This window comes from Lichenifustis flavocetrariae (assembly GCF_026130545.1).
Taxonomy (GTDB): domain Bacteria; phylum Pseudomonadota; class Alphaproteobacteria; order Rhizobiales; family Beijerinckiaceae; genus Lichenihabitans; species Lichenihabitans flavocetrariae.
Genome location: NZ_JAMOIM010000014.1, coordinates 25079 through 46105, shown reverse-complemented (window position 1 = coordinate 46105; position 21027 = coordinate 25079). Strand labels below are relative to the sequence as shown.

Here is a 21027-nt window from a genome sequence, read left to right as displayed (position 1 = left end):
TCCCTTCAACGATCAGTGAGCGACCACGACCTTTCGGCAAAGCGCAAGGTCAGGCCAGTTCGACAGCCCATTTCTCGCTGTCAGCCTCGATTGGCTTCGACTTGCGGATGTGACCGTCGAATTCGACATGGTGCTCGATCAGCGAGCCATCGGGAGCGCGGGCCAAGACCTCGACGTGTTTGGGTTTGCGGCGCGGCTCGCCGACGCTCTCGTGGCCTGCGGCGCGCAGCGACGCCAGGATGGACGCGAGATCGACCGGACCATGGTCTTTGCCGTGCTCTTTGTCTCCGGGTTTCCCATGCTCGATTGCGACCGTAACCCCGTCGCTGGTAAACGTGGTGACCTTCAGTTCCGACGGCTTCATCTCACCGCTGAGCGAGACGGTTTGTCCCCGCTTTAGCGAAACCCGCTCAGCACCACGTGGTCCGAGGTCGGCCAGCATCGGGCCATCCGGGGTCTGCAGCACGAAACGATGGGCGAAGATGTCCCTGATCTCACCGCTCACGGTCGTCAGGTTTGTCTGATCGGGCATGGCTGAACCTTTCTTTCTGTCCTGCCGCCCGCTGCCCAGCCAAGGCAAAGTGCACTGGCTCAGCTCGCGGGTCGGGTTGGCAGCGTCATAGCGAACGTGATCCAACGCCCGCTGAATGGTGTGGTTCAGTTTCGGTTCAACTCTTGCCGGCCGCTTTCTCTAGAAAGGCAGGCCAGGAAGCTCGGTGGTTCCCTCCTGGCGCACGGCCTGCAATTCATTGGGATCGTAGCCCAGCGCTTTCAGGATCGTGGGCGCGATCTGCGTCGTCTGAACGAGCGCCGGCAGTGAGGCGGGTTTCATCCCGGGTGCGCTGACGAGCAGCATGACGCTGCGATCGTTCTGGTTCATGCCGCCGTGTTCCGCGATCTTCTTTCCCGACGTGTAAACGACACCGGGATTGACCCCGACGATGAAATCGGGCGTGCGGCTGTCCGTGGCGGGGTCATTGTAGCTGAGTGCGAGCGCATTCGCGGGCAGGATTTGACCGATGCCGAGGCTTTTCGCGGATTGTTCGAGATAGGCGAGAGCCGCGGGCAACTGCGCGGCGCGCTCCTTCGGCTTCAGCCAGATCAGTGCCGCGTCATCCGCGATGTGGAATCCGTAGCCGGGCATTTTCGTGTAGGGGGCGTCGTCGACCGGCTGCAGCGTGGCCGGATCGATCGGCGACTGGCCGTGCTTCGCGGACACGATCACCAACGTCGAATCGGTCAGCTTGGCCTCCTTGAGCCCTGACATCAGCTCACCGAGCGCACCGTCAACATAGGCGAGTTGCTCGGCCAGCGCATTGCCGGGCGCCGCATCCGGACCCGTATAGCCGCCCACAAGACCCGCCTCGTCGCCCGGACCGGATTTCGGCAGTTTCTGCCCGACGCTGACGGCTTGGAAGTTCAGCCCGAACAGCTGTGGCACGGGCGCTTTCGTGGCGCCGGTGCTGTCGAGGCCCTTGAGCTCGTTCAGTACGGCTTTGACCCGCGCCTCGTCGAAATCACGTTGCGCCTTGAAGCTGCCGGTCGTCTTCACCTTGGTGCCGGGAATGAGGGAATCCTGTTCCAGGGCGAACAGGTCGTCGAGGCCCTTTCCGGACGGTCCGGCCACCCATTCGTAGGCCGGATGCTTGTCCGACCATGCGGTGCGGCCACCATGCTGCTTGACGATCTCGAACACGGTGTTCACGCGGTTGAACGCATGCGGATAGATGGGGGTGCACTTCCCGTCGATCAGCGCGAGCGGCAGCTTTTTCGGGTCGATTTGGGTCTGCGGCTGGCCCGGTGTGCCGCCCGCATCGAGACGCTTCGAGTCAATGTCGATGTCTTCTGCGAAGGGCACCTCGGTGCCTGGTTCCCCCTGGCAATTCGAACCTGCCGGAAAGTAGGTCCGGTCATAGGAATCGTCATAGAACACGCCTGTGGATTTCGGCGTGCCGCCGGTCACCTGGGCCAGGAAGCCCGGGAAGGAATCGGACGGAGTGGTGGTCAATGCATTCGGATAGACGGTGCCTTCGTGGCTCAGGGACGCGAGGGTGCTTTGCGGGTGGGCCGCCACGAAATTCGCAAGATCGATCGCGTGCATGCCGTCGACGCTGATCAGAAGGACGTGCTGATAGCTCGCGCTCGCGGCCGAACTGGCGGCCACGCCGCCGCATATGAGCCAGGCGGAGGCGATCATTCGTCCAAAATGTCTGGTCATTGCAAAGGTCTCCGCAAGCGTCCAGGTGGGGGGTAAATATCGCATGCGACAGTCGCGTGACGGTGCTGGCGGACGAGATCAGGGGGAGGAGCCGAGCGGCTCACCCAAATCCCGCACGACTCCGGCGGCGAGCGTCACGAGGTCCACCTGGCGGGCTGTTCCGGTCGCCGCGAAGGCGGCCTGGAGATGGAATTTCGCGGTGTTGCGCGATACCCCGGCCGATGTCGCGAAATCATTGAGGTCGCCACCGGCCAACAGCCCCGCGACGAGGGCTGCCGCCTGCTTGGACAGGCCGAGAGCCGCTTCGAGTGTCCCCGCGGGATCGCTGGCGGGGCTGTCAGGATCCGAAACATAGATCACGCGGCCGTCTTCGTGGCTGACCGGCGGTTCCGCGGCCGACATGAGCCGAAGGATGTAGGGCCGCAGGGAATGATCGCGTTGGGCCCGGAGGATCAAGGTTGTCCGAATGCCGTTCGGAAGGTTGGCAATGGAGCGAAGGCGGGCTTCCGCCTCCGGATCTTTCGCCCGCAGTCGGCCGGACCGGGTCAACGCCAAGCCATCCGCCCGACCGAGGATGGACCGGGCGCGGGCATTCGCATGCACGAGAATGCCCTGGGGGTCGAAGACCATCACGCCGCTGCTCGCTGTTTCGAGGGCGGCCGCAAGGGTGCGGTTGCGCGCTTCGGACGCGAAAAACGTTCGGCGCAGGTTAATCGCCTGGGCAAAATGGGGAAGCAGACGGGCGAAGGTGGCGATTTCGTCGTCCTCGAACGGCCCCCGCTCGGGACCGCGATGAATCGCAACGATACCGACGCGACCCTCACCGCTGGCGACCGGGCCTCCGAGGGCCTCTTCCAGTCCCAAAGGACGGTAGAACTCGGTGATAAATCGCGATTGTGCTTGGACTTCCCTGCTGAAGAGCCGGTCGGTCGCTGCTGCTTCGCCGATGCCGAGGCGCGCCATGGCCCGAGGTGCTGGATCGTCGGATGCATAGTCGAGATAGCGGGACCGGACTTCAGGACGACTGAACGGCCCGTAGACGAACTGGACATCAGTACTTGGCGCGGTTCTATCGGCATACATGAAGGCCGATGAGGAACAGCCATGATAGACGGCCAGGAGACGTAACGCCTCGAAGAATGACTCGTCGTTGCATGTCCCCGCATAGATCAATTGGGTGAGATGATCGTACTCGAACGGCTGCATTGCGACGACTACATGAAGGGAAATCAGACTCATGGTTTGATCAAGATCAAGGTGCCAGCTCATGGCTCATGAGTCATCGTTTTTCCCGCGACGCCGTTAATCTTGGCGGAAGGGCCAAATGGGGCCGCAGACATGAATAATCGCGCAATTGACTGCTCTCATCTTGATCTTGAGCACGATGCATCCCATATTCGATGCGTCATCTTTGGGCGAACGTATCGAGCCTCCGCGTGCCGCGCTCAGGCGCCGCTGGCGCTAGCTCCCGACCTCCATCCGAATTTGTCGATCCTTCGGTGTGGCAAGGCCGCACTTTTTTTTCTCGGTTCCAGGAGATCGGACCCGTGAGCACCGGTACAGTAAAGTGGTTCAATGCCCAGAAGGGCTATGGTTTCATTCAATCCGATGATGGTGGTCCCGACGTGTTCGTGCACGTCAGCGCTGTCGAGCGCGCGGGTCTGACGGAACTGCGCGATGGGCAGAAGGTGAGCTATGAACTGACCTCCGACCGCCGAACAGGCAAAAGCTCCGCGGATCAGTTGAAGGTTCAGGGCTGAGGCTTCCTGCCCGGTTCAGGGTTCCCGGCTTCAAAGCGCACGATGCGTTCCAAAGCGAGTCGCAACGCTGATCCATCCTTGATGCACGTAAGTCGAAGTTCCTATGATCAGCGGTGGGCGCCGCACCTAAAAAAACCCGCCTGCAATGACCCGAACGCGAGGCATTGCGTTTCATGCCAAAGACCAACCCTTGCCAGTATCCATGTCGGTGGCGGCACGGCGACAGCATTTCGCCCTAGTGGCCAGGAAGTACGATCATGAGTGACACCAAGACGCCCGCGGACGCCGCACGTGAGCGAGCCGAACAGCGGTTTCGCCTGAGCGAGGAACGCCGCAGCGACGCCGAAAAGGTCATGTCCGATCTCAACGCCGCCAAGGTGGCCGAACGCGAGAAGACCGCGCGTCTCCGTGCGCTTCGTCTCGCCAAGGAGGAGCAGGACCAGCTGGCCAAAGCCGAGGTCGCCGCCAAACCGCGCGTCGCCCGCGTTCGACGAGCCAAGAGCTCCGCCTGAACCTGGGCGTTTGGCTCTCCCCACTCGGCCGTTGGCATGGATGGGGACGTTGGTGGCTCGAGGCCGATGATACCTGCTCGTCTTCGGGCGACACGGGCGCCTTCGGAGAGTATCTATCTTTCTCTTGTAGCTGACCGGTTGCCGAGGGGAAGTTGGGTCGCAAGGTAAGGATTGTCGATTGCTGATCTCGGCAGCGGCGACGCAGCCGTAACGGTCTCTTTACGCATGATCCGAGTCATCGCGTTGCCGCGTGTGCGTTCTTGATCCGAATTGGCCGTCTCCGAAATTTCGGATGAATGTCTCGCCACCCGAGATTGAGGACGCTGAACGTGCCGTTTTGATTGGCCGTTCCGGATCCCGTCATATCCTATTTGGAACAGAGATCGCCTTGGTCGGCGGACGTTCACGTCAAATGCTCAAGCGGCGCACCCTTGCGCTTCGACCCCCCATCGCCGATACCCCTTCGCCATGGCTCCACCTCTTCTGAACCTCCAGAACATCCACCTCACCCTTGGCGGAAAGCCGCTCCTGGAGGGTGCGGAACTCTCCGTGTCGCGCGGCGAGCGGCTGTGCCTCGTGGGGCGCAACGGCTCCGGCAAATCGACCTTGCTGAAGATCGCCGCGGGCGTTCTGGAGCACGATGGTGGCACCCGCTTCATGCAGCCGGACGCGACGATCAGGGTTTTGCCGCAGGAACCGGACCTCAGCGGCTATCCCAACACGCTCGCATATGTGGAGGCGGGCCTCGGCCCGCTCGACGACCCGTATCGGGCCCTCGCGATGCTGAACGATCTCGGGATGACCGGCGACGAGGCGCCATCGAACCTCTCGGGCGGCGAGGCCCGTCGCGCGGCGCTCGCCCGCGTCATGGCTCCGCAGCCCGATATCCTGCTTCTCGACGAGCCGACGAACCACCTCGATCTTCCAGCGATCGAATGGTTGGAGTCGGCGCTCGCAGGGCTGCGCTCCGCGCTCGTCATCATCAGCCATGATCGGCGGTTTCTGGCGAACCTCTCGCGAACGACCGTCTGGCTCGATCGCGGTCGCACGCGGCGTCTCGACCGTGGCTTCTCTGAATTCGAGGCCTGGCGTGATCAGGTGCTGGAAGAGGAGGAGCGCGACCGGCACAAGCTCGAACGGCAGATCGTGCGCGAGGAGGACTGGCTGCGTTACGGGGTGACGGCCCGGCGCAAGCGCAATGTCCGCCGCCTCGGCGCCCTATATGACCTGAAGCAGGAACGGCGCGAGGTCGTCCGGGCTGTGGGCCAGGTGAAGATGAGCGTCGCGGAAGGGCGTACCTCCGGCAAGATGGTGATCGAAGCGGAGGAGATCTCCAAGCGCTTCGGCGACCGGGCTATCGTGCGTGATTTCTCGACCCGGGTGCTGCGGCGCGACCGGATCGGCGTCGTGGGTGCCAACGGGGCCGGCAAGACCACGTTGCTGCGACTCCTGACCGGCGTGCTCGAACCCGATTCGGGCACCGTGAAACTCGGTGCCAACATCGAACTGGCGAGCCTCGACCAGGGCCGCACCAGCCTCGAGCCCTCGACCACGCTTGCCGATGCGCTGACAGGCGGCGGCAGCGACAATGTGGTCATCAATGGTCAGCCGAAACACGTCATCGGTTACATGAAGGACTTTCTCTTCGGACCCGAGCAGGCCCGCACGCCCGTCGAGCGGCTTTCAGGAGGCGAGCGTGGCCGTCTGACCCTCGCCCGGGCTTTGGCATTGCCGTCCAATCTTCTGGTGCTGGACGAACCGACCAACGACCTCGATCTTGAAACGCTCGACCTCTTGCAGGAAATGGTGGCCGATTACCCTGGCACCGTCATCGTGGTGAGCCACGACCGCGATTTCCTCGACCGTACCGTGAATGCCGTGATCGCCTCCGAGGGCGACGGGCGGTGGACCGAATATGCCGGCGGGTACACCGATATGGTGAACCAGCGGGGCGTCGGCGTTGAGGCTCGGGCCATCACCCGCGCCACACCTTCGGAAAAATCCGTTGGCGCCGTAGCCGCACCGGCGCGGCGCAAGCTCAACTTCAACCAGAAGCACGCTCTCGAAACCCTGCCGGCCCGCATGGAAACCCTGCGCGCCACGATGGCGAAATTTCAGGCGGTTCTCGACGATCCCGAACTCTACAGTCGTGACCCGAAGCGTTTCGCCAAAGCCAGCGATGCTTTGGCCAGGGCAGGAGCCGAACTCGCGGCCGCCGAGGACGAATGGCTCGAGCTCGAAATGCTGCGTGAGGACGTCGAAAGTTAATTTGCATTCCGTCATTCCGGGAATTGCGGCGCGGCGCGGCGAATCGACGTCGCGACCGGGAACGAGGTGCCAGGGCTGAGCATTTGTTCCGCGACGGCGGGACCTTAGCCATGACGGATTTGCACGAGACGAGAAAGTCACCGGACCTTGCCGGGCTGACGGTGTTGACCTTGGCGACCCTTGCCGTCTCGAAGGCCTTGACGTCCTGGCGCGCCCCTCGGGCACAACGGGCCTCTTCCCCACCGGTCTATCCGGGGGTGGCAGCACCCTCCCGCGTTCCCGCATCGCCCACCGCCTTGCCGACAGCCGGCGGCCTCGTCGCCGCGCCCGTCGCGCATCCGCCGGGCCTGTTCGGAATCATCCGCAGCATCATCGATCGCTTCAGTCGCGACAATGCGACCCTCATGGCGGCCGGCATCGCCTTCTATCTACTCTCCTCGATCTTCCCTGGGCTGGCGGCGCTCGTCTCGATCTACGGTCTGGTGGGTGATCCCAACGATGTCAGCCGGCAGATCGCGCCCTTTGCCGGTTTGCTTCCGCCCGAAGCCATGAAGCTTCTGACCGATAGCCTGCAGGGTTTCATCAAGAGCAGTGCCGGATCGCACGTGTCTGTGGCTCTCGTCACAAGCCTGCTGATCGCCTTGTGGAGCGCCCGCGCCGCCATGGCCTCCATCATGACGGGGCTCAACATCGCCTACGAGGAGGTCGATCAGCGCTCCTTTCTGGTTCAGACGCTGGTCTCGCTCGCCTTGACGCTGGGAGTCCTGGCGTTCGTTCTCGTCGCTGTCTTCGCCATTGCGGTCGTCCCGGCCATTCTGGCGCTGTTCTACATGAGCACTCTCGCGCAAGCCGCATTGATCTATGGGCGCTGGCCCCTGCTGGCCGCCGTCGTCGTGTTCGGCTTCGCGGTGCTTTACCGTTATGCGCCCTATCGCAGCCATCCGCGCTGGCGTTGGATCACCTGGGGCTCGGCGATTGCGACCCTACTGTGGCTGCTCGGATCGATCTTGTTTTCGTTCTATGTCGGCCATTTCGGCTCCTATGATGCCACTTACGGGTCCATCGGGGCCGTCATGATTCTGCTGTTGTGGTTCTGGTTCGGTGCTCTGGTCATGATCCTCGGGGCCGAGATTGATTCCGAGCTCGATACGCGAGCCACCAATGGCGGCGCCCCGACGGCAGGGACGCCGCCGAGCGCAGGCCCGCCGCGCGGCCCTTGATCCCGGCGGCAAGCCTCGTTACCTCCGACCCGTGTTTCGTGGGGGTGCGGTCGTGGCTCTTCATTTCGTCCCCAGTGAGTATCAGGCCCGACTGACGCGGCTTCAGGCCGCGATGGCGGAGGCAGAACTCGATGGAATGCTGCTCTTCGCCCAGGAGAGCGACTACTGGCTGACCGGCTACGACACGTTCGGCTTCTGCTTCTTCCAATGCCTGTATGTGGGTGCGGACGGCCGGCTGGCGCTGTTGACGCGATCCGCCGATCTCAGGCAGGCGCGGCGCACATCGATCCTCACTGACATCCGGATCTGGAAGGATGCCGCGGATGCCGATCCGGCGCGCGACCTCCGGCGGATGCTTGAAGATCCTGGCGTCCAAGGAAGGCGCCTGGGCGTCGAGTTCGACTCCTACGGTCTGACCTATGCCAACGGACTTCGTCTGGCGGCGGCTCTCGACGGCTTTTGCGAATGCCACGATGCGTCGCGTCTCGTGCCGCATCTCCGCGCCACCAAATCGCCCGCCGAAATCGTCATGGTGCGGGAGGCGGCGCGGCTGTCGGATGCCGCTGACAGGGCCGCCCTCGACGCTGTCCGGCCGGGGACTGACGAAGGCGCGATCCTGGCGGCGCAGCACGCCGCGATCTTCGCCGGCGGCGGCGACTATCCCGCCAACGAGTTCATCATCGGCTCAGGGGCCGACGCCCTGCTGTGCCGCTATAAGGCGGGCCGCCGTCGGCTTGACGCCTCCGACCAGATCACCCTCGAATTCGCTGGCGCCTTTCGGCACTACCACGCCGCCATCATGCGGACCGTGGTCGTTGGAGAGCCGCGACCCCTGCATGTCGCCTATCATGCCGCTGCGCGCGAGGCGCTCGCGGCTTGCGAGGCCGAATTCCGGCCGGGCCGCACGGCGGGCGATGTCTACGACGCCCATGCCCGTATCCTCGACGCGCATGGACTGAACCAGCATCGCCTGAATGCCTGCGGCTACGCGCTCGGGGCGAAGTTCACGCCATCCTGGATGGACCCGCCAATGTTCTACGAGCGCAATCCTTTCGTGCTCGCGGACAATCAGGTCTTCTTCGCCCATATGATCCTGATGGATTCCGTGACCCAGACGGCCATGTGCCTGGGGCGGACGTCCCTGGTGACCGCCGCAGGCGCAGAACCTCTCAACGCGCCAGATCTGGACCTGATGGTGAAATCGCGTTAGGCCTTCCTTAACAAATCTGAGGGCGCACGAGTTCCGCGCCGCTGTCTCGGGAGGTTCCTTGCTGTTCGTTGCTCGTCCTGCATGGATCGTTCCAGCCCTCGCCTTGATGCTTGCCGGTTGCGTCGACAATATCCCGGATGTTGCGGTGGCCCGAGGTGATGTGCGCAACGCCATCGCCAAGGGCACCATGGCGAGCCCACGTCCAGCGACGGTGGCCTTGGCGAGCCTCGAAGGCGCGCCGGCGGCGCTCGCCGACCGGTATCGCGCAGTGTTCGATCGTGCGGCCGCCGATCGGGAGATCACCGTGACGGACGCCAAGGCGGCCCGTTACCTCGTGCGGGGCTACCTCAGCGCCTACCCGTCCGAGAGCGGCACCGATCTCGCCTATGTGTACGATATCTTTGACGCGAACCAGCGCCGTGTCGAGCGCGTCAATGACGTGTTGACGGTTCCGGATCACGCAGCCGATGCCTGGGCCTTGCTCGACGACAAGACCATGGCGAGCCTCGCAGGCCGCAGTGCCGACGACCTCGCGGTCGCGCTCGCCGGGATGCCTGAAGCGCGGCAGAGTCTCGCCGAAGCGGCGGGATCGACGGCCCGGACCGCGAACTGAGCGGGAAAGTTCCCTGAATGACGGCCGCCCAGGTCGACAGGCCCGCATTTCGATGATGAGTATTGTGCAGGCACGACGCCCTCCTCACCGATGGCAGTTGCTCAGCGCGAGGTGATCTGGCTTTGACGAGGCTCCTTTGAGCCGAAAGCCCTGCAATGATCGATGTCAGCGCGCTTCTCACCTACGTCGCGGTGGTCCTCGGATTGTTTCTGATCCCGGGTCCCGCCGTTTTGCTGGTTCTCGCGCGGGCGGCGGCTGGGGGCCGCCGTGTCGGCTTCGCTACGGGTCTTGGCATCGCCTGCGGTGATCTTCTTCACACATTGTTCGCCACTGTGGGCCTGTCAGCCGTGCTGATGACGTCGGCGCTGGCGTTCAGCATCGTGAAATATGCGGGCGTGGCTTACCTGATTTATCTCGGTGTTAAGTCCTTGCTGGAGAAAAGCGAGGATCTGCACCTCGCCGCCACACGGCTCGTCGATGCTCGCCTCGCATTCCGCCAAGCTATCCTGGCAGAGCTGCTAAATCCCAAGACAGCCCTGTTCTTCCTCGCCTTCCTGCCGCAGTTCGTGCACCAGGATCACGGGGCGGTGACGACGCAGTTGGCTCTTCTCGGACTCGTCTTCGCTGCCATGAGCGCTGCTTATACCGGGCTGATCGCGCTTGCTGCGGGCCAGGTCGGACTTTGGTTGAGCCGCCATAGGCGGATCGGCCGCTGGCAGGGCCGCATTGTGGGCTCGATCTATCTCATTCTGGGTGCGAGGTTGGCGTTCCAGGAGAGATGAACGGTCCCGGGCCCGGCCGTGTCCGATCATCCGCTTGGTTTTAACCTTGCTGGCTGCTATGGGCCGCGCATGACGACGCACAAGCTCGACAACATTCGCAACTTTTCCATCGTGGCCCATATCGATCACGGCAAGTCGACGCTGGCTGACCGGCTGATCCAGACGACCGGGACGATGGCGAAGCGCGACATGGTGGAGCAGGTGCTCGACTCGATGGATATCGAGCGTGAGCGCGGCATCACCATCAAGGCCCAGACCGTGCGGCTCGACTATGTGGCGCAGGACGGCAAGAGCTATGTCCTCAACCTGATGGACACGCCCGGCCACGTGGATTTCGCCTACGAGGTTTCGCGCTCGCTCGCCGCCTGCGAGGGCTCCCTCCTCGTCGTCGATGCCAGCCAGGGCGTCGAGGCCCAGACGCTCGCCAATGTCTACCACGCGCTCGATGCCGGACACGAGATCGTGCCGGTGTTGAACAAGATCGATCTGCCGGCGGCCGAGCCCGACCGCATCAAGCAGCAGATCGAGGACGTGATCGGGCTCGATGCCTCGGAAGCGGTCGAAATTTCGGCCAAGACGGGTCTCAACATCGAGGGTGTCCTGGAGGCCATCGTCAAGCGCCTGCCGCCACCAAAGGGCGATGACACGGCGCCCCTGAAGGCGCTGCTGGTGGACAGCTGGTACGACGCCTATCTTGGCGTGGTCGTGCTGGTGCGCGTCATCGACGGAGCCCTGAAGAAGGGATCGCGCATCCGCATGATGGGCACGAATGCGACCTATGAGGTCGACCGCATCGGCGTCTTCAAGCCGAAGATGTTCGATGTGCCGACCCTCGGCCCTGGCGAGATCGGCTTCATTACGGCGCAGATCAAGGAAGTGGCCGATACGCGCGTGGGCGACACGATCACCGACGAGCGCAAGCCCACGGCCGAAGCGCTACCGGGGTTCAAGCCGGCCCAGCCGGTCGTGTTCTGCGGCCTCTTCCCGGTCGATGCGGCTGAGTTCGACGAGTTGCGGGCAGCCATGGGGCGGTTGCGGCTCAACGACGCGAGCTTCTCGTTCGAGATGGAGAGTTCGGCGGCGCTCGGCTTCGGGTTCCGCTGCGGCTTCCTTGGCCTCTTGCATCTCGAGATCATTCAGGAGCGGCTCGAGCGCGAGTTCAACCTCGACCTCATCGCGACCGCCCCCTCCGTGGTCTACAAGATCGCCATGCGGGATGGCTCGGAGATCGACCTGCACAATCCGGCCGACATGCCGGACATCATGGGGATCGAGGAGATCCGTGAGCCCTGGATCCGTGCCACGATCCTGACGCCCGACGATTACCTGGGCGGCATCCTGAAGCTCTGTCAGGAGCGGCGCGGTCAGCAGATCGACCTCAATTATGTCGGCAAGCGTGCCATGGTCACCTACGACCTGCCGCTCAACGAGGTGGTGTTCGACTTCTACGACCGCTTGAAATCGATCTCGAAGGGCTACGCCAGCTTCGACTACGCCATCACCGACTACCGGGCCGGCGACCTCGTGAAGATGTCGATCCTGGTCAATGCGGAGCCCGTGGACGCGCTCTCGATGCTCGTGCACCGAGATCGGGCCGAGATGCGGGGACGCGCGATGGTCGAGAAGCTACGGGAACTGATCCCGCAGCACATGTTCCAGATTCCGGTTCAGGCAGCGATCGGGGGCAAGATCATTGCGCGCGAAACCATCCGGGCGCTGCGCAAGGACGTGACCGCCAAGTGCTACGGCGGTGACGTCACCCGCAAGCGCAAGCTGCTTGAGAAGCAGAAAGCCGGCAAGAAGAAGATGCGGCAGTTCGGCAAGGTCGAAATCCCGCAGGAGGCCTTCATCGCGGCCCTCAAGATGGACAGTTGAGACGCTGTCGGAACACGCGGCAGCAAAACCACGGTTTGGAAATATCGGTCCCGGGGAGTATCGGGGCGCCCTTCGCCTGCGTTAGGTAAGGAGGGAAACGAGGCGGCATGGCGCGATGGGATGCGCGCCCGCGGCACGGCCACGTGGGGGACCCTTGCGCATATTTGCGGCGATCATGTCCGGGCTGGCTCTGACAGGCTTTTCGGCATCTGCGACCGAGGCGGCGACACGTGCCGCCGCGACCTGTGCCAGCTTCATGCAGGACTATCCCAAAGCGCTCGGGACCTTTCGGGTCAGCTTCGAGCGGCCCTTGACGATCACGCGCGACCTCTTCGGCGGTGATGACGGGATCGATGTGCATATCCTGGCCACCAATGCGGATGTCGACGGGACGCTCAAATGCAAGGGCGATGCGTTCCGTCGCTTCGAAGTGCGGATCTCGGGAACTGCCGATGCCGCGACGTCCGCCAATTTCGCGCAATTTCAGCAGGCGGCTCTAAGCACACTGTTCGGGTGGGACCGCGCCAGGAGCGCCACGGTTGTGGCGGCCATGAGCGCCGATGCGGATGAGTACCTGCGCGCCTCGATCCAGCGCGGCGACCTCTATCGGTCCGGCAAGGTGGAATACCACCAGGGTGGTCTCTACGATCTCGGCGTGATCTGGACCGAAGCGGACCATACATTCGTGGTCACGACTCAGGACGGGCCTTGAACGTGTCGCATTTGAGATGAATGCATTGTATCGCGCCGAATGCCAATTTGATTTTTGCGCTGTGATGTGTTAGTCACAAAGAACGACATCTGTCGTTCGAGGATCTCAGTCCTGACCGCCGTCTAATCTGGCTGCGGTCGCGAGAGACGCGGGTCTGCATGAAGCGGAACAGGCAAAGTGTGCATTACTGCGTTCGCCGAGTCTACACACGACCGACCGTCTGTTACCAATCCGTCCCCAGGACTTCGACCTTCCTTGGTCGATTCGCGTTAGCGCCATCCTGACCTCCTCCTTGCATCACAAACCGCGCCTCTGTCCAGTCACCTGAGCGCGATCCTGTTTCAAAGTCTTCGCTGAGTCCGGATGAACTGGACGGCAAGCCAAAAGGGCGCACCAACGCCCACTATGGAGAATATCAATGTCGGATAAGGCAGCAATGGCCCGGGTGTCGTCGGCGCGTCCCGGAGGCGAGCGCATGCCTGCCGATAAGCTCGTTCAACGACCGCAGATGGGCAAGCCTGGCATTCCGACGAAGACCGACACGACCCTGCGATCCAGCAAGCCGGCAGGGCGTAATGGTTTCAAGGCTTTGGATTTCGTGGTCTACCCCGCTCATGGCGTCGGACAGATCGTTGCGGTCGAGGAAGAGGTCGTCGCCGGCTTCAAGCTTGAGCTGTTCGTGATCAGTTTCGCCAAGGACAAGATGAAGCTGAAGGTGCCGCTGCCGAAGGCAGCCAGCGTGGGTCTGCGCAAGCTGAGCGAGCCGGACGTTCTGAAGCGTGGTCTCGATACGCTTACGGGTCGTGCCCGTGTCAAGCGGACGATGTGGTCGCGGCGCGCACAGGAATACGAAGCCAAGATCAATTCGGGTGACCTGATCGCCATCGCTGAAGTCGTGCGCGATCTGTATCGTTCCGAGGCGCAGCCCGAGCAGTCCTATTCCGAACGTCAGCTTTATGAGGCCGCTCTCGACCGCATGGCCCGGGAGATCGCCGCCGTCGAAAAGATCACCGATGGTGAATCTCTGAAGCTCATCGAAGCTCAATTGCAGAAAGGCCCGCGCCGGACCGCAAAGGTTGAAGCCGACGAGGACGCGGAGGAGGACGATAGCGATCCGGAGACCGTCGAAGCCGCGGCCTGATCCACAGGCTCGGCAAGGGTTTGAAGGGCGGTGCTTTGGCGCCGCCCTTTTTTGGTGCACGGCACGGCATGGCATGCACTGGTTCCGACGTAAGGTTTGCGTTAAACCTTTACTCGCGACGGGGACCAGGCTGACGGCACGCGCCGGCCGGTGAAACCGCCTCGGACAATCACCGCGAGAGTTGCCATGATCGACCTCTATTACTGGCCGACGCCAAACGGTCACAAGATCACGATCTTTCTTGAGGAAACGGGGCTTCCCTACCGCATCCTTCCCGTGAACATCGGCGCGGGTGATCAGTTCAAACCCGACTTCCTCGCGATTGCACCCAATAACCGCATGCCGGCGATCGTCGATCACGATCCGGCAGTGGGCGGTGCGCCGATCTCGGTCTTCGAGTCGGGGGCGATCCTGCTCTATCTCGCCGAGAAGACCGGTCAGTTCATTCCCAAGGAAACCCGCCAGCGTGTCGCGGTGCTGGAGTGGCTCTTCTGGCAGATGGGGGGGCTCGGCCCGATGGCGGGTCAGAACCACCATTTTTCTGCCTACGCGCCTGAAAAAATCCCCTACGCGATCAATCGCTATGTCAACGAGACAAATCGTCTTTACGGCGTGCTCGACCGTCAGGTGGCCAAGACAGGGGCATCTCTCGCGGGTGACTACTCGATCGCCGATATGGCCGCCTATCCTTGGATCGTGCCCTACGAGCGGCAGGGTCAGAAGCTCGAAGACTTTTTGCACCTGAAACGCTGGTTCGAGACAATCCGCGAACGGCCCGCCACCATCGCGGCTTACGCCAAAGGTGACACCGTGAACCGGCCCAAGGAAATGTCTGAGGCCGATAAGAAGATGCTGTTCGGCCAGACCGCGACCTCGCATCGCGCCGTCTGACCACGCCGTCATTGTCACCGAGCAGACCGAGCGACGTCTGCTCTCATGCAAACACGTATAGACGCATCAATCCGATTTGACGGCAAAGTGGTTCGTGGCTTGCGATGCAACATCGTTGAGGAAAGGACAAGGGAATATGGGATCCATGATCAAACTGACAGCGTCCGACGGGGTTTCGATCGGCGCCTACCGCGCCGAGCCGAGCGGGACGCCCCGCGGCGGCATCGTAGTGCTGCAGGAGATCTTTGGGGTGAACCATCATGTTCGCAGCGTTGCGGATTTCTACGCGGGCCATGGTTACCTCGCGATCGCGCCAGCCCTGTTCGACCGCGTCACGCCCGGACTTGAACTCGGCTACGACCAAGAGGGCATTTCGACCGGCGCCGAGACGCAAAAGCGGACGGTGCCGAAAGACACGCTTGCCGATGTCGCAGCTGCCATCCACGAGGCCGCGGCGGCCGGCAAAGTCGGCGTGGTCGGCTACTGCTGGGGTGGAACGCTCGCCTTCGCGGCGGCGGCAAAACTGTCTGGTGTGGCCTGCGCGGTCGGGTATTACGGCGGCGGCATCGCGTCGATGCTCGACTTGAAGCCCAGGGTTCCGGTCACGCTTCATTTTGGCGAGAAGGACGATCATATTCCGATGTCGGCCGTCGATGCGATCAAGGCGGCACTGCCGGATGTTCCCGTCTACACCTATCCGGCCGGGCACGGCTTCAACTGCGACGAGCGCGGCAGTTTCGACAAGCCGAGCGCCGATCTTGCGATCAGCCGCGTGCTTCCGTTCTTCAAGGATTATGTCGGCTGAACCCAAAGAGCGGGGAGGAATGATCGCGGATCAGAAATTGCGCTTGTCCCTCCCTGGCTCCTCTTGCAGCGATCGTAAGCAACCCCCAAATGTAGTCTGCGCGGGCCATAATGGACGCGCAGGAACGGCGTCTCGCAAGAGACGCCACATGTCGCTTCGCAAGAGGATATGTCATGCGTCAGTACGATCTCTCCCCGCTTTACCGCTCGACCGTTGGTTTTGACCGGCTGTTTTCGCTGATCGACCAGATGTCGGGGGTCGAAGGCACCACACCGTCCTATCCGCCCTACAACATCGAGCGGACCGGTGAGAACAATTACAGGATTTCAGTCGCGGTTGCGGGCTTCGCCGAGTCCGACCTTTCGATTGAAACCCGCGAAAACACGCTCGTGATCCGTGGCGCCAAAAACGCAGGCGAGGGTCAGGCGCCGAAGCCGGAAGTTCTCTACCAGGGCATCGCAGCCCGCGCGTTTGAACGCCGCTTCCAGCTTGCCGACCACGTTCAGGTCACCGGCGCGACTCTCGAACATGGCCTACTCCACGTGGAGCTCGTCCGCGAGATTCCGGAAGCCCAGAAGCCGCGCCAGATTCCGATCGGGGCGCAGGGTTTGAAGATCGTGGAAGTGCCGAAGTCGGCCGCCGCGTAAAGCAAGGCTGCCGCTGCGCATAAGGCGGGAGCCACGAGGGTGCCTTGGGCACCCTTTTTATTGCCCGATGATCAGAGCGCAGGCGGGCCGCCAAGGTATGCCTCTGAGGGCACGGTCTCTTCTTCCGCTTCAGGGCTCTGCCGCGCGATGCCCGCCCGAGCCTCAGGATCTCTTGCATGAGCCGGGTCGAGCTACATTTAAGGTCGGCACGGGCTCGACAGGGAGCTTGCAACGGTTCCTGATGCAGAGAAGCTCCGAAGCGTGAATCTCGCAGCACGCAGTTGAGATCTGGCGTCCTTCAATTCAGGTTGAAGAACCTAGAATCAACTTGGATCCTGCGCCTCAATCGAGCGGTGCGACCGGCACGTCGGCGGATTTTGGAGGTTCTGCGGGTTTGGCTTGCGTCGAAGGCTGATCCGCCGGCTTGCCCGCTGCAATTGCCGCGGGCGGCTTTGCCTCATCGGGCTTGCGGGTGCCCGGAATGCGCAAGGGATCGATCACGACCGTGGTGGCTCGGGTGCTGCTCGGCGGAGCCGGTTGCGGCGCGGTCGCCGGCAGCGTGGCTTGGGACGCTTCAGGCTTTCTGGTCGGTGCGGGCACGGTGGGCGGCGGCAGTGGGGTTGCGGTCACCGGGGCGACATCCGTCCGGGTGACGACACGCGGCTCCTGACGCGGCCGTTGGCGTGGCGGCGGCTCGGCGCGCGGGACACCGAAGCCGCCATCGGGATCGGCCAGTCCGATCGGCGGACGGGGCGGGGGAGAATCGTCCCAGCCACGCGTCAGATGGGAGAAAAAGGAATCGTCCGACGACGGCGGTCGCCTGAAATTTGAGGGCGCATCCGGGACCGTGCGATCCGGCCGTGCCACATCGACGAAGAAGCGTTGAACGATCTGACCGCTCTCGGCCGCAATCACGAGCCTCTCTCGTCGCTGCCGCCGATCGACCACGTCGGCCACATAGACGCGTCCGTTGCGGTAGAGCGGTCCGATCAAGCGGAAGCCGTGACTGGCGATCGTATCCTGGACATCCTCTGGGGACGCCTCGCTCGATCCGAACCAGCCGAATTGGGCTGCCGCGGGCCGGGTCGCGCCAGGCGTCAGCAAAACAGCGAGCACAAGCCCCGACAGGGTTAGGGCCTCAGCGCCGCACCGTCTCAGCCATTCGAACGGCTGCCCAATCATATTCCGTCCTCGTCGCGAACCTTCACAACCCGAACGCTAGCGCGGCAATGCGGCGGTGGTGCGACGCGGTGGGGTTCAGCTTGTCGCGCCGACGCTCCCAGCGGTGGCCGAAGTCAATCCGCTGCCCTTTCGAGTTCGAGGAAACGATCGATTTCCGCGGGCTCCGTCGCGAAGGAACACAGAAGGCGGACGAAAGTCTCGGTCGGACCGGGACGCTGCGCAACCGGCAGGTAATCGGGGTCCCAGTCGTAGAACATCGCGCCCGCCTCACGCAGTCGCGCGATGCTCGCGTGCGGCAAAATCGCGAAGACTTCATTGACCTGCCGGGTCCAGGGCAATCGGACGGAATTGCGAAGCTGCAAGCCGTCGGCCAAACGCTTCGCCATGGCATTGGCATGTCGCGCGAGGTCGAGCCAGTGGCCTTCCTCAAGGTAGGCTGCCATCTGCGAGCCGAGGAAGCGACCTTTGGACAGGACGTGGCCGCCACGTTTTTGACGAAACGGCAGCGCCGCCCCCGCCGCCTTGTCGAAGACCAGGATCGCTTCGCAGGCCAGCGTGCCGTTTTTGGTCGCCCCGAAGGACAGCACATCGATGCCGACCTCATGGCTCATGGCCGCTGGTGTGCACCCGAACGACGCGACCGCATTGGCAAAGCGAGCGCCATCCATATGCACCACGAGCCCGTTCTCATGTGCAATCCCGGTGAGCTCCCGCAATTCGCCGAGCGTGTAGAGCGTGCCGCTCTCCGTGGCCTGCGAAATGCTGAGGCAGGCCCCCTGTGCCTGACGGACGACGCCACGGGGAAAGCGGCGAAGCGTCGTGCGGAGGGCGTCCGGATCGATCTTGCCATTCTCGCCCGGGACACCCACGAGCTTGCCGGCGGCCGTGTAGAATTCCGGGGCGGCGCATTCCTCGTCGTTGATATGCGCGTGCTCATGGCAGAACACGACGCCTCCGGGCGGCACGACGCTGGCGAGAGCGAGGGCATTGGCCGCGGTGCCGGTGGCCACAAGGGCGATGGCAGGCTCGGCTGCGAAAATCTCGCAGAGCCTCCGCTGCGCTTCGACGCTGTGCGGATCGCCGCCATAGGACGGCAGGGTCCCGGCATTCGCACGGACGATGGCCTCAAGAACGTGGGGGCTCGCGCCCGAAGTGTTGTCGCTGGCAAAATTCATGAGACGGCGCACGCCCGACGGAGAGGTCGTTCAAAACCCGCTGCTGCTTGCATCAACAGAATTGAAGTCCCGCAGCAGTCTCCCATGCTGCGATCCTTCAACCAGGGTTTTTGTACCGATCCTGAATGGTAAGACTGCAAACAATCTCGCCTATGTCATCCACGAACGACCCGTCAACCTCGCTTTCGGGGATTGCTGGATTGCACGAATGGGGATGCGTTCCTCCCAGGCCCGATCGACGCTCTCGCCCGCCTTAAGCATTGTCCCGCAATTGCGTCAGTGACCACGCGATGGCGGGTCGGGCCGGGAAATGTCCGGCAACCACGATCTGGTCGGTGCGCCGCGGTCCTTCGGCGACGGCGAAGAAGATGCTTTCTTCGACACGTGTCTCCTGTCCACCGGCTTCGAAGATCCAGCGATCGCCACCGCCGGTCGAAAGCAGGACCGCCTTGCCATGCTCCAGGACAGTCGCTTCGACCGCGGGATGCATGTGGAAGCGCAGGACGAAGTCCTGCGCTGACGGCGGGCCGCGATGCTTGCCGGCCGGCACCATCTCGTCCCGACCGAAAAGGCCGCTGCCGTCTTGCGCCAAGGTGAGCTTGCGCTGATGCAGCAGCCCAAAGTGCTTGGCATAACCGTCATGCGAGGCCTCAAGCCCCAGGGCATCCGTCGTGCCGGCGGCCCGCACGGTCACGGATTTCGGCCCGGCCATGATCTGTCGTCCATACCAGCGCTGCCATCGACCCTCCGCCATGCTGCTCGATGAGGCGTAGCCCAGCACAAGCGTCGAATGGGCCGCCGTGGAGCGCGCGGCCTCATTGACTCGTGTGTTCGACGAGGACGGTCGACCGCAATTGACGAAAATGCGTTGCGGGCCCACGGAGAATTCGAACGACAGTGTTCCGGCATGGGCCTGCTCGGAAAAGAGCGGCGGCGGCGGCCGGCCGACGTCACAGATGAGAAGCGCCGGGCCGGCTTCCAGCCGCCGATAGCCCGAATGAGGCGCATTGGCCAAGGGGCGTGTGTGGCTGTCGTCATACATGAGGACCGTTGCCAGGACGTCGGGCTCGGTCACCCCCATGCCGTTGAAAAGCGCAAGACTGCCGTCACCGTGCCGAAACATGCGAATCATCGGGAGAATGCGGTCGATCGTGGCGAGCAGCGCCGGAGGGACCGCCGCGCCCCGCGCCGCGTAGGCTTGGCGCAGTGGCAGAAGATCGAGCAGGAGTTCGACCAGCAGTTCCGGGTTGCGCGACAGGTGGCCACCATCCGGAAGGATCTGGCGTCGCAACTCCTCATTCAGAACGCGCGACCCCATCTTTCGGGCTGGTCCGAGCCCTTCGGCGCAGAGACCCGTTTCCGCCAAGGCAATCGCGGCGAGCAGCCGCGATGATCCCGCAAGGCCGTTGTTCAGCGCGGACGCCAAGGTACCCACCTGCCGGCCCATGCTCTTCATGAACTTGCGATAGAAAACCGCATCCGGGGGGTCGAGAATCAACGGCGATTGGGCGAGCCAGGAGAGGAGACGTCGGGCCACGACGTCGGGTTGCCAGGCCAAGCTGGTCCGTCCCGGCGTGCAATGGCCGATCCAGTCCTCGACGAGCGCGCGGGCATTGGCCCGCGCCAACGGCGTGTCAGCGGCCCGAAGATGCCGCAGCCAGCCGAAGCCATGCAGGGATCGGGCCCAGGACTCGCTCGGCGGCACAATGTCGAAGGGCGACTGCCCGTGGGCATCGACGAACCGACCTGCGAATACGAGATGTCCGGCGTAGATATCGTCCGCGACCGTGGGATCGGCCGTGCGAATATCTTGCGGCGCGATCACCAGGCGTTCGGGAGATCCTTGGTTGAGCCGGCCCGTGAGGCGGAATGGATGTGTGAGCAAGCGAAGGGAACGCTGGCTTTCAATACGTGCGACGTTCGCGGCCAACGCGACCGTCTCACCCACGCTTCTGATCAATGCCTCCGCCCATTCTGACCTTGCACCCTCTTTGGACCTCGTCGAGCCATCGTGGT

19 protein-coding genes are annotated in these 21027 nt (G+C 63.2%); 13 read left to right on the top strand and 6 right to left on the bottom strand.

Annotation, left to right across the window (positions count from 1 at the left end; translation table 11 throughout):
• Window positions 1-49: 49 nt before the first annotated feature.
• From M8523_RS19645 to M8523_RS19635, 3 genes are all read right to left on the bottom strand, one after another.
• A complete protein-coding gene (locus tag M8523_RS19645; RefSeq protein ID WP_282586602.1) occupies window positions 50-532 on the bottom strand; it encodes a hypothetical protein in 483 nt (160 codons plus the stop codon).
• Window positions 533-691: 159 nt separating this feature from the next.
• Window positions 692-2218 (bottom strand): alkaline phosphatase family protein, encoded by a 1527-nt coding sequence (locus M8523_RS19640; RefSeq protein ID WP_282586601.1) that lies wholly within the window; start codon window positions 2216-2218, stop codon window positions 692-694.
• 78 nt (window positions 2219-2296) lie between these two features.
• Window positions 2297-3457, bottom strand: coding sequence for a PAS domain-containing protein (locus M8523_RS19635; protein WP_282586600.1), 1161 nt, complete (start codon window positions 3455-3457; stop codon window positions 2297-2299).
• A 308-nt stretch (window positions 3458-3765) separates the two neighbouring features.
• On the opposite strand from M8523_RS19635, the gene M8523_RS19630 reads away from it, so the two are divergent.
• From M8523_RS19630 to M8523_RS19570, 13 genes are all read left to right on the top strand, one after another.
• Window positions 3766-3978, top strand: a complete 213-nt coding sequence (locus M8523_RS19630) for a cold-shock protein (protein WP_282586599.1) — start codon at window positions 3766-3768, stop codon at window positions 3976-3978.
• A 257-nt stretch (window positions 3979-4235) separates the two neighbouring features.
• Window positions 4236-4490 carry a hypothetical protein gene (locus M8523_RS19625; RefSeq protein WP_282586598.1) on the top strand — a complete coding sequence of 85 codons (255 nt, stop codon included), beginning with the start codon at window positions 4236-4238 and terminating at the stop codon, window positions 4488-4490.
• 468 nt (window positions 4491-4958) lie between these two features.
• Complete coding sequence (locus M8523_RS19620) at window positions 4959-6758, top strand: ABC-F family ATP-binding cassette domain-containing protein (RefSeq protein WP_282586597.1); 1800 nt, start codon at window positions 4959-4961, stop codon at window positions 6756-6758.
• A 110-nt stretch (window positions 6759-6868) separates the two neighbouring features.
• The gene (locus M8523_RS19615) at window positions 6869-7978 is read left to right on the top strand and encodes a YihY/virulence factor BrkB family protein (protein ID WP_282586596.1); all 1110 of its coding nucleotides are present in this window, start codon (window positions 6869-6871) and stop codon (window positions 7976-7978) included.
• Window positions 7979-8030: 52 nt separating this feature from the next.
• Window positions 8031-9188, top strand: coding sequence for a M24 family metallopeptidase (locus M8523_RS19610; protein ID WP_282586705.1), 1158 nt, complete (start codon window positions 8031-8033; stop codon window positions 9186-9188).
• 58 nt (window positions 9189-9246) lie between these two features.
• Entirely contained in the window at window positions 9247-9801 is a 555-nt protein-coding gene (locus M8523_RS19605) for a hypothetical protein (RefSeq protein WP_282586595.1), read from the top strand.
• A gap of 155 nt (window positions 9802-9956) precedes the next feature.
• Complete coding sequence (locus tag M8523_RS19600; RefSeq protein WP_282586594.1) at window positions 9957-10583, top strand: LysE family translocator; 627 nt, start codon at window positions 9957-9959, stop codon at window positions 10581-10583.
• Between the two features lie 69 nt (window positions 10584-10652).
• Window positions 10653-12458, top strand: coding sequence for a translation elongation factor 4 (gene lepA / locus M8523_RS19595; protein WP_282586593.1), 1806 nt, complete (start codon window positions 10653-10655; stop codon window positions 12456-12458).
• A 154-nt stretch (window positions 12459-12612) separates the two neighbouring features.
• Window positions 12613-13170 (top strand): hypothetical protein, encoded by a 558-nt coding sequence (locus M8523_RS19590; protein WP_282586592.1) that lies wholly within the window; start codon window positions 12613-12615, stop codon window positions 13168-13170.
• A gap of 475 nt (window positions 13171-13645) precedes the next feature.
• On the top strand, window positions 13646-14311 hold the full coding sequence (locus tag M8523_RS19585; protein WP_282586591.1) for a CarD family transcriptional regulator: 666 nt from the start codon (window positions 13646-13648) through the stop codon (window positions 14309-14311).
• A 186-nt stretch (window positions 14312-14497) separates the two neighbouring features.
• Window positions 14498-15202, top strand: coding sequence for a glutathione S-transferase N-terminal domain-containing protein (locus tag M8523_RS19580; RefSeq protein WP_282586590.1), 705 nt, complete (start codon window positions 14498-14500; stop codon window positions 15200-15202).
• Window positions 15203-15338: 136 nt separating this feature from the next.
• The gene (locus M8523_RS19575) at window positions 15339-16007 is read left to right on the top strand and encodes a dienelactone hydrolase family protein (protein WP_282586589.1); all 669 of its coding nucleotides are present in this window, start codon (window positions 15339-15341) and stop codon (window positions 16005-16007) included.
• A 173-nt stretch (window positions 16008-16180) separates the two neighbouring features.
• Window positions 16181-16654 carry an Hsp20 family protein gene (locus M8523_RS19570; protein ID WP_282586588.1) on the top strand — a complete coding sequence of 158 codons (474 nt, stop codon included), beginning with the start codon at window positions 16181-16183 and terminating at the stop codon, window positions 16652-16654.
• 342 nt (window positions 16655-16996) lie between these two features.
• On the opposite strand, the gene M8523_RS19565 is transcribed toward M8523_RS19570, so the two are convergent.
• The 3 genes from M8523_RS19565 to M8523_RS19555 form a co-directional block, all read right to left on the bottom strand.
• Window positions 16997-17836: a hypothetical protein gene (locus M8523_RS19565; protein ID WP_282586587.1), complete on the bottom strand. Its 840-nt coding sequence runs from the start codon at window positions 17834-17836 to the stop codon at window positions 16997-16999.
• 113 nt (window positions 17837-17949) lie between these two features.
• Window positions 17950-19011, bottom strand: a complete 1062-nt coding sequence (locus tag M8523_RS19560) for a threonine aldolase family protein (RefSeq protein ID WP_282586586.1) — start codon at window positions 19009-19011, stop codon at window positions 17950-17952.
• Window positions 19012-19264: 253 nt separating this feature from the next.
• On the bottom strand, window positions 19265-20959 hold the full coding sequence (locus M8523_RS19555; protein WP_282586585.1) for a heparinase II/III family protein: 1695 nt from the start codon (window positions 20957-20959) through the stop codon (window positions 19265-19267).
• Window positions 20960-21027 lie beyond the last annotated feature (68 nt).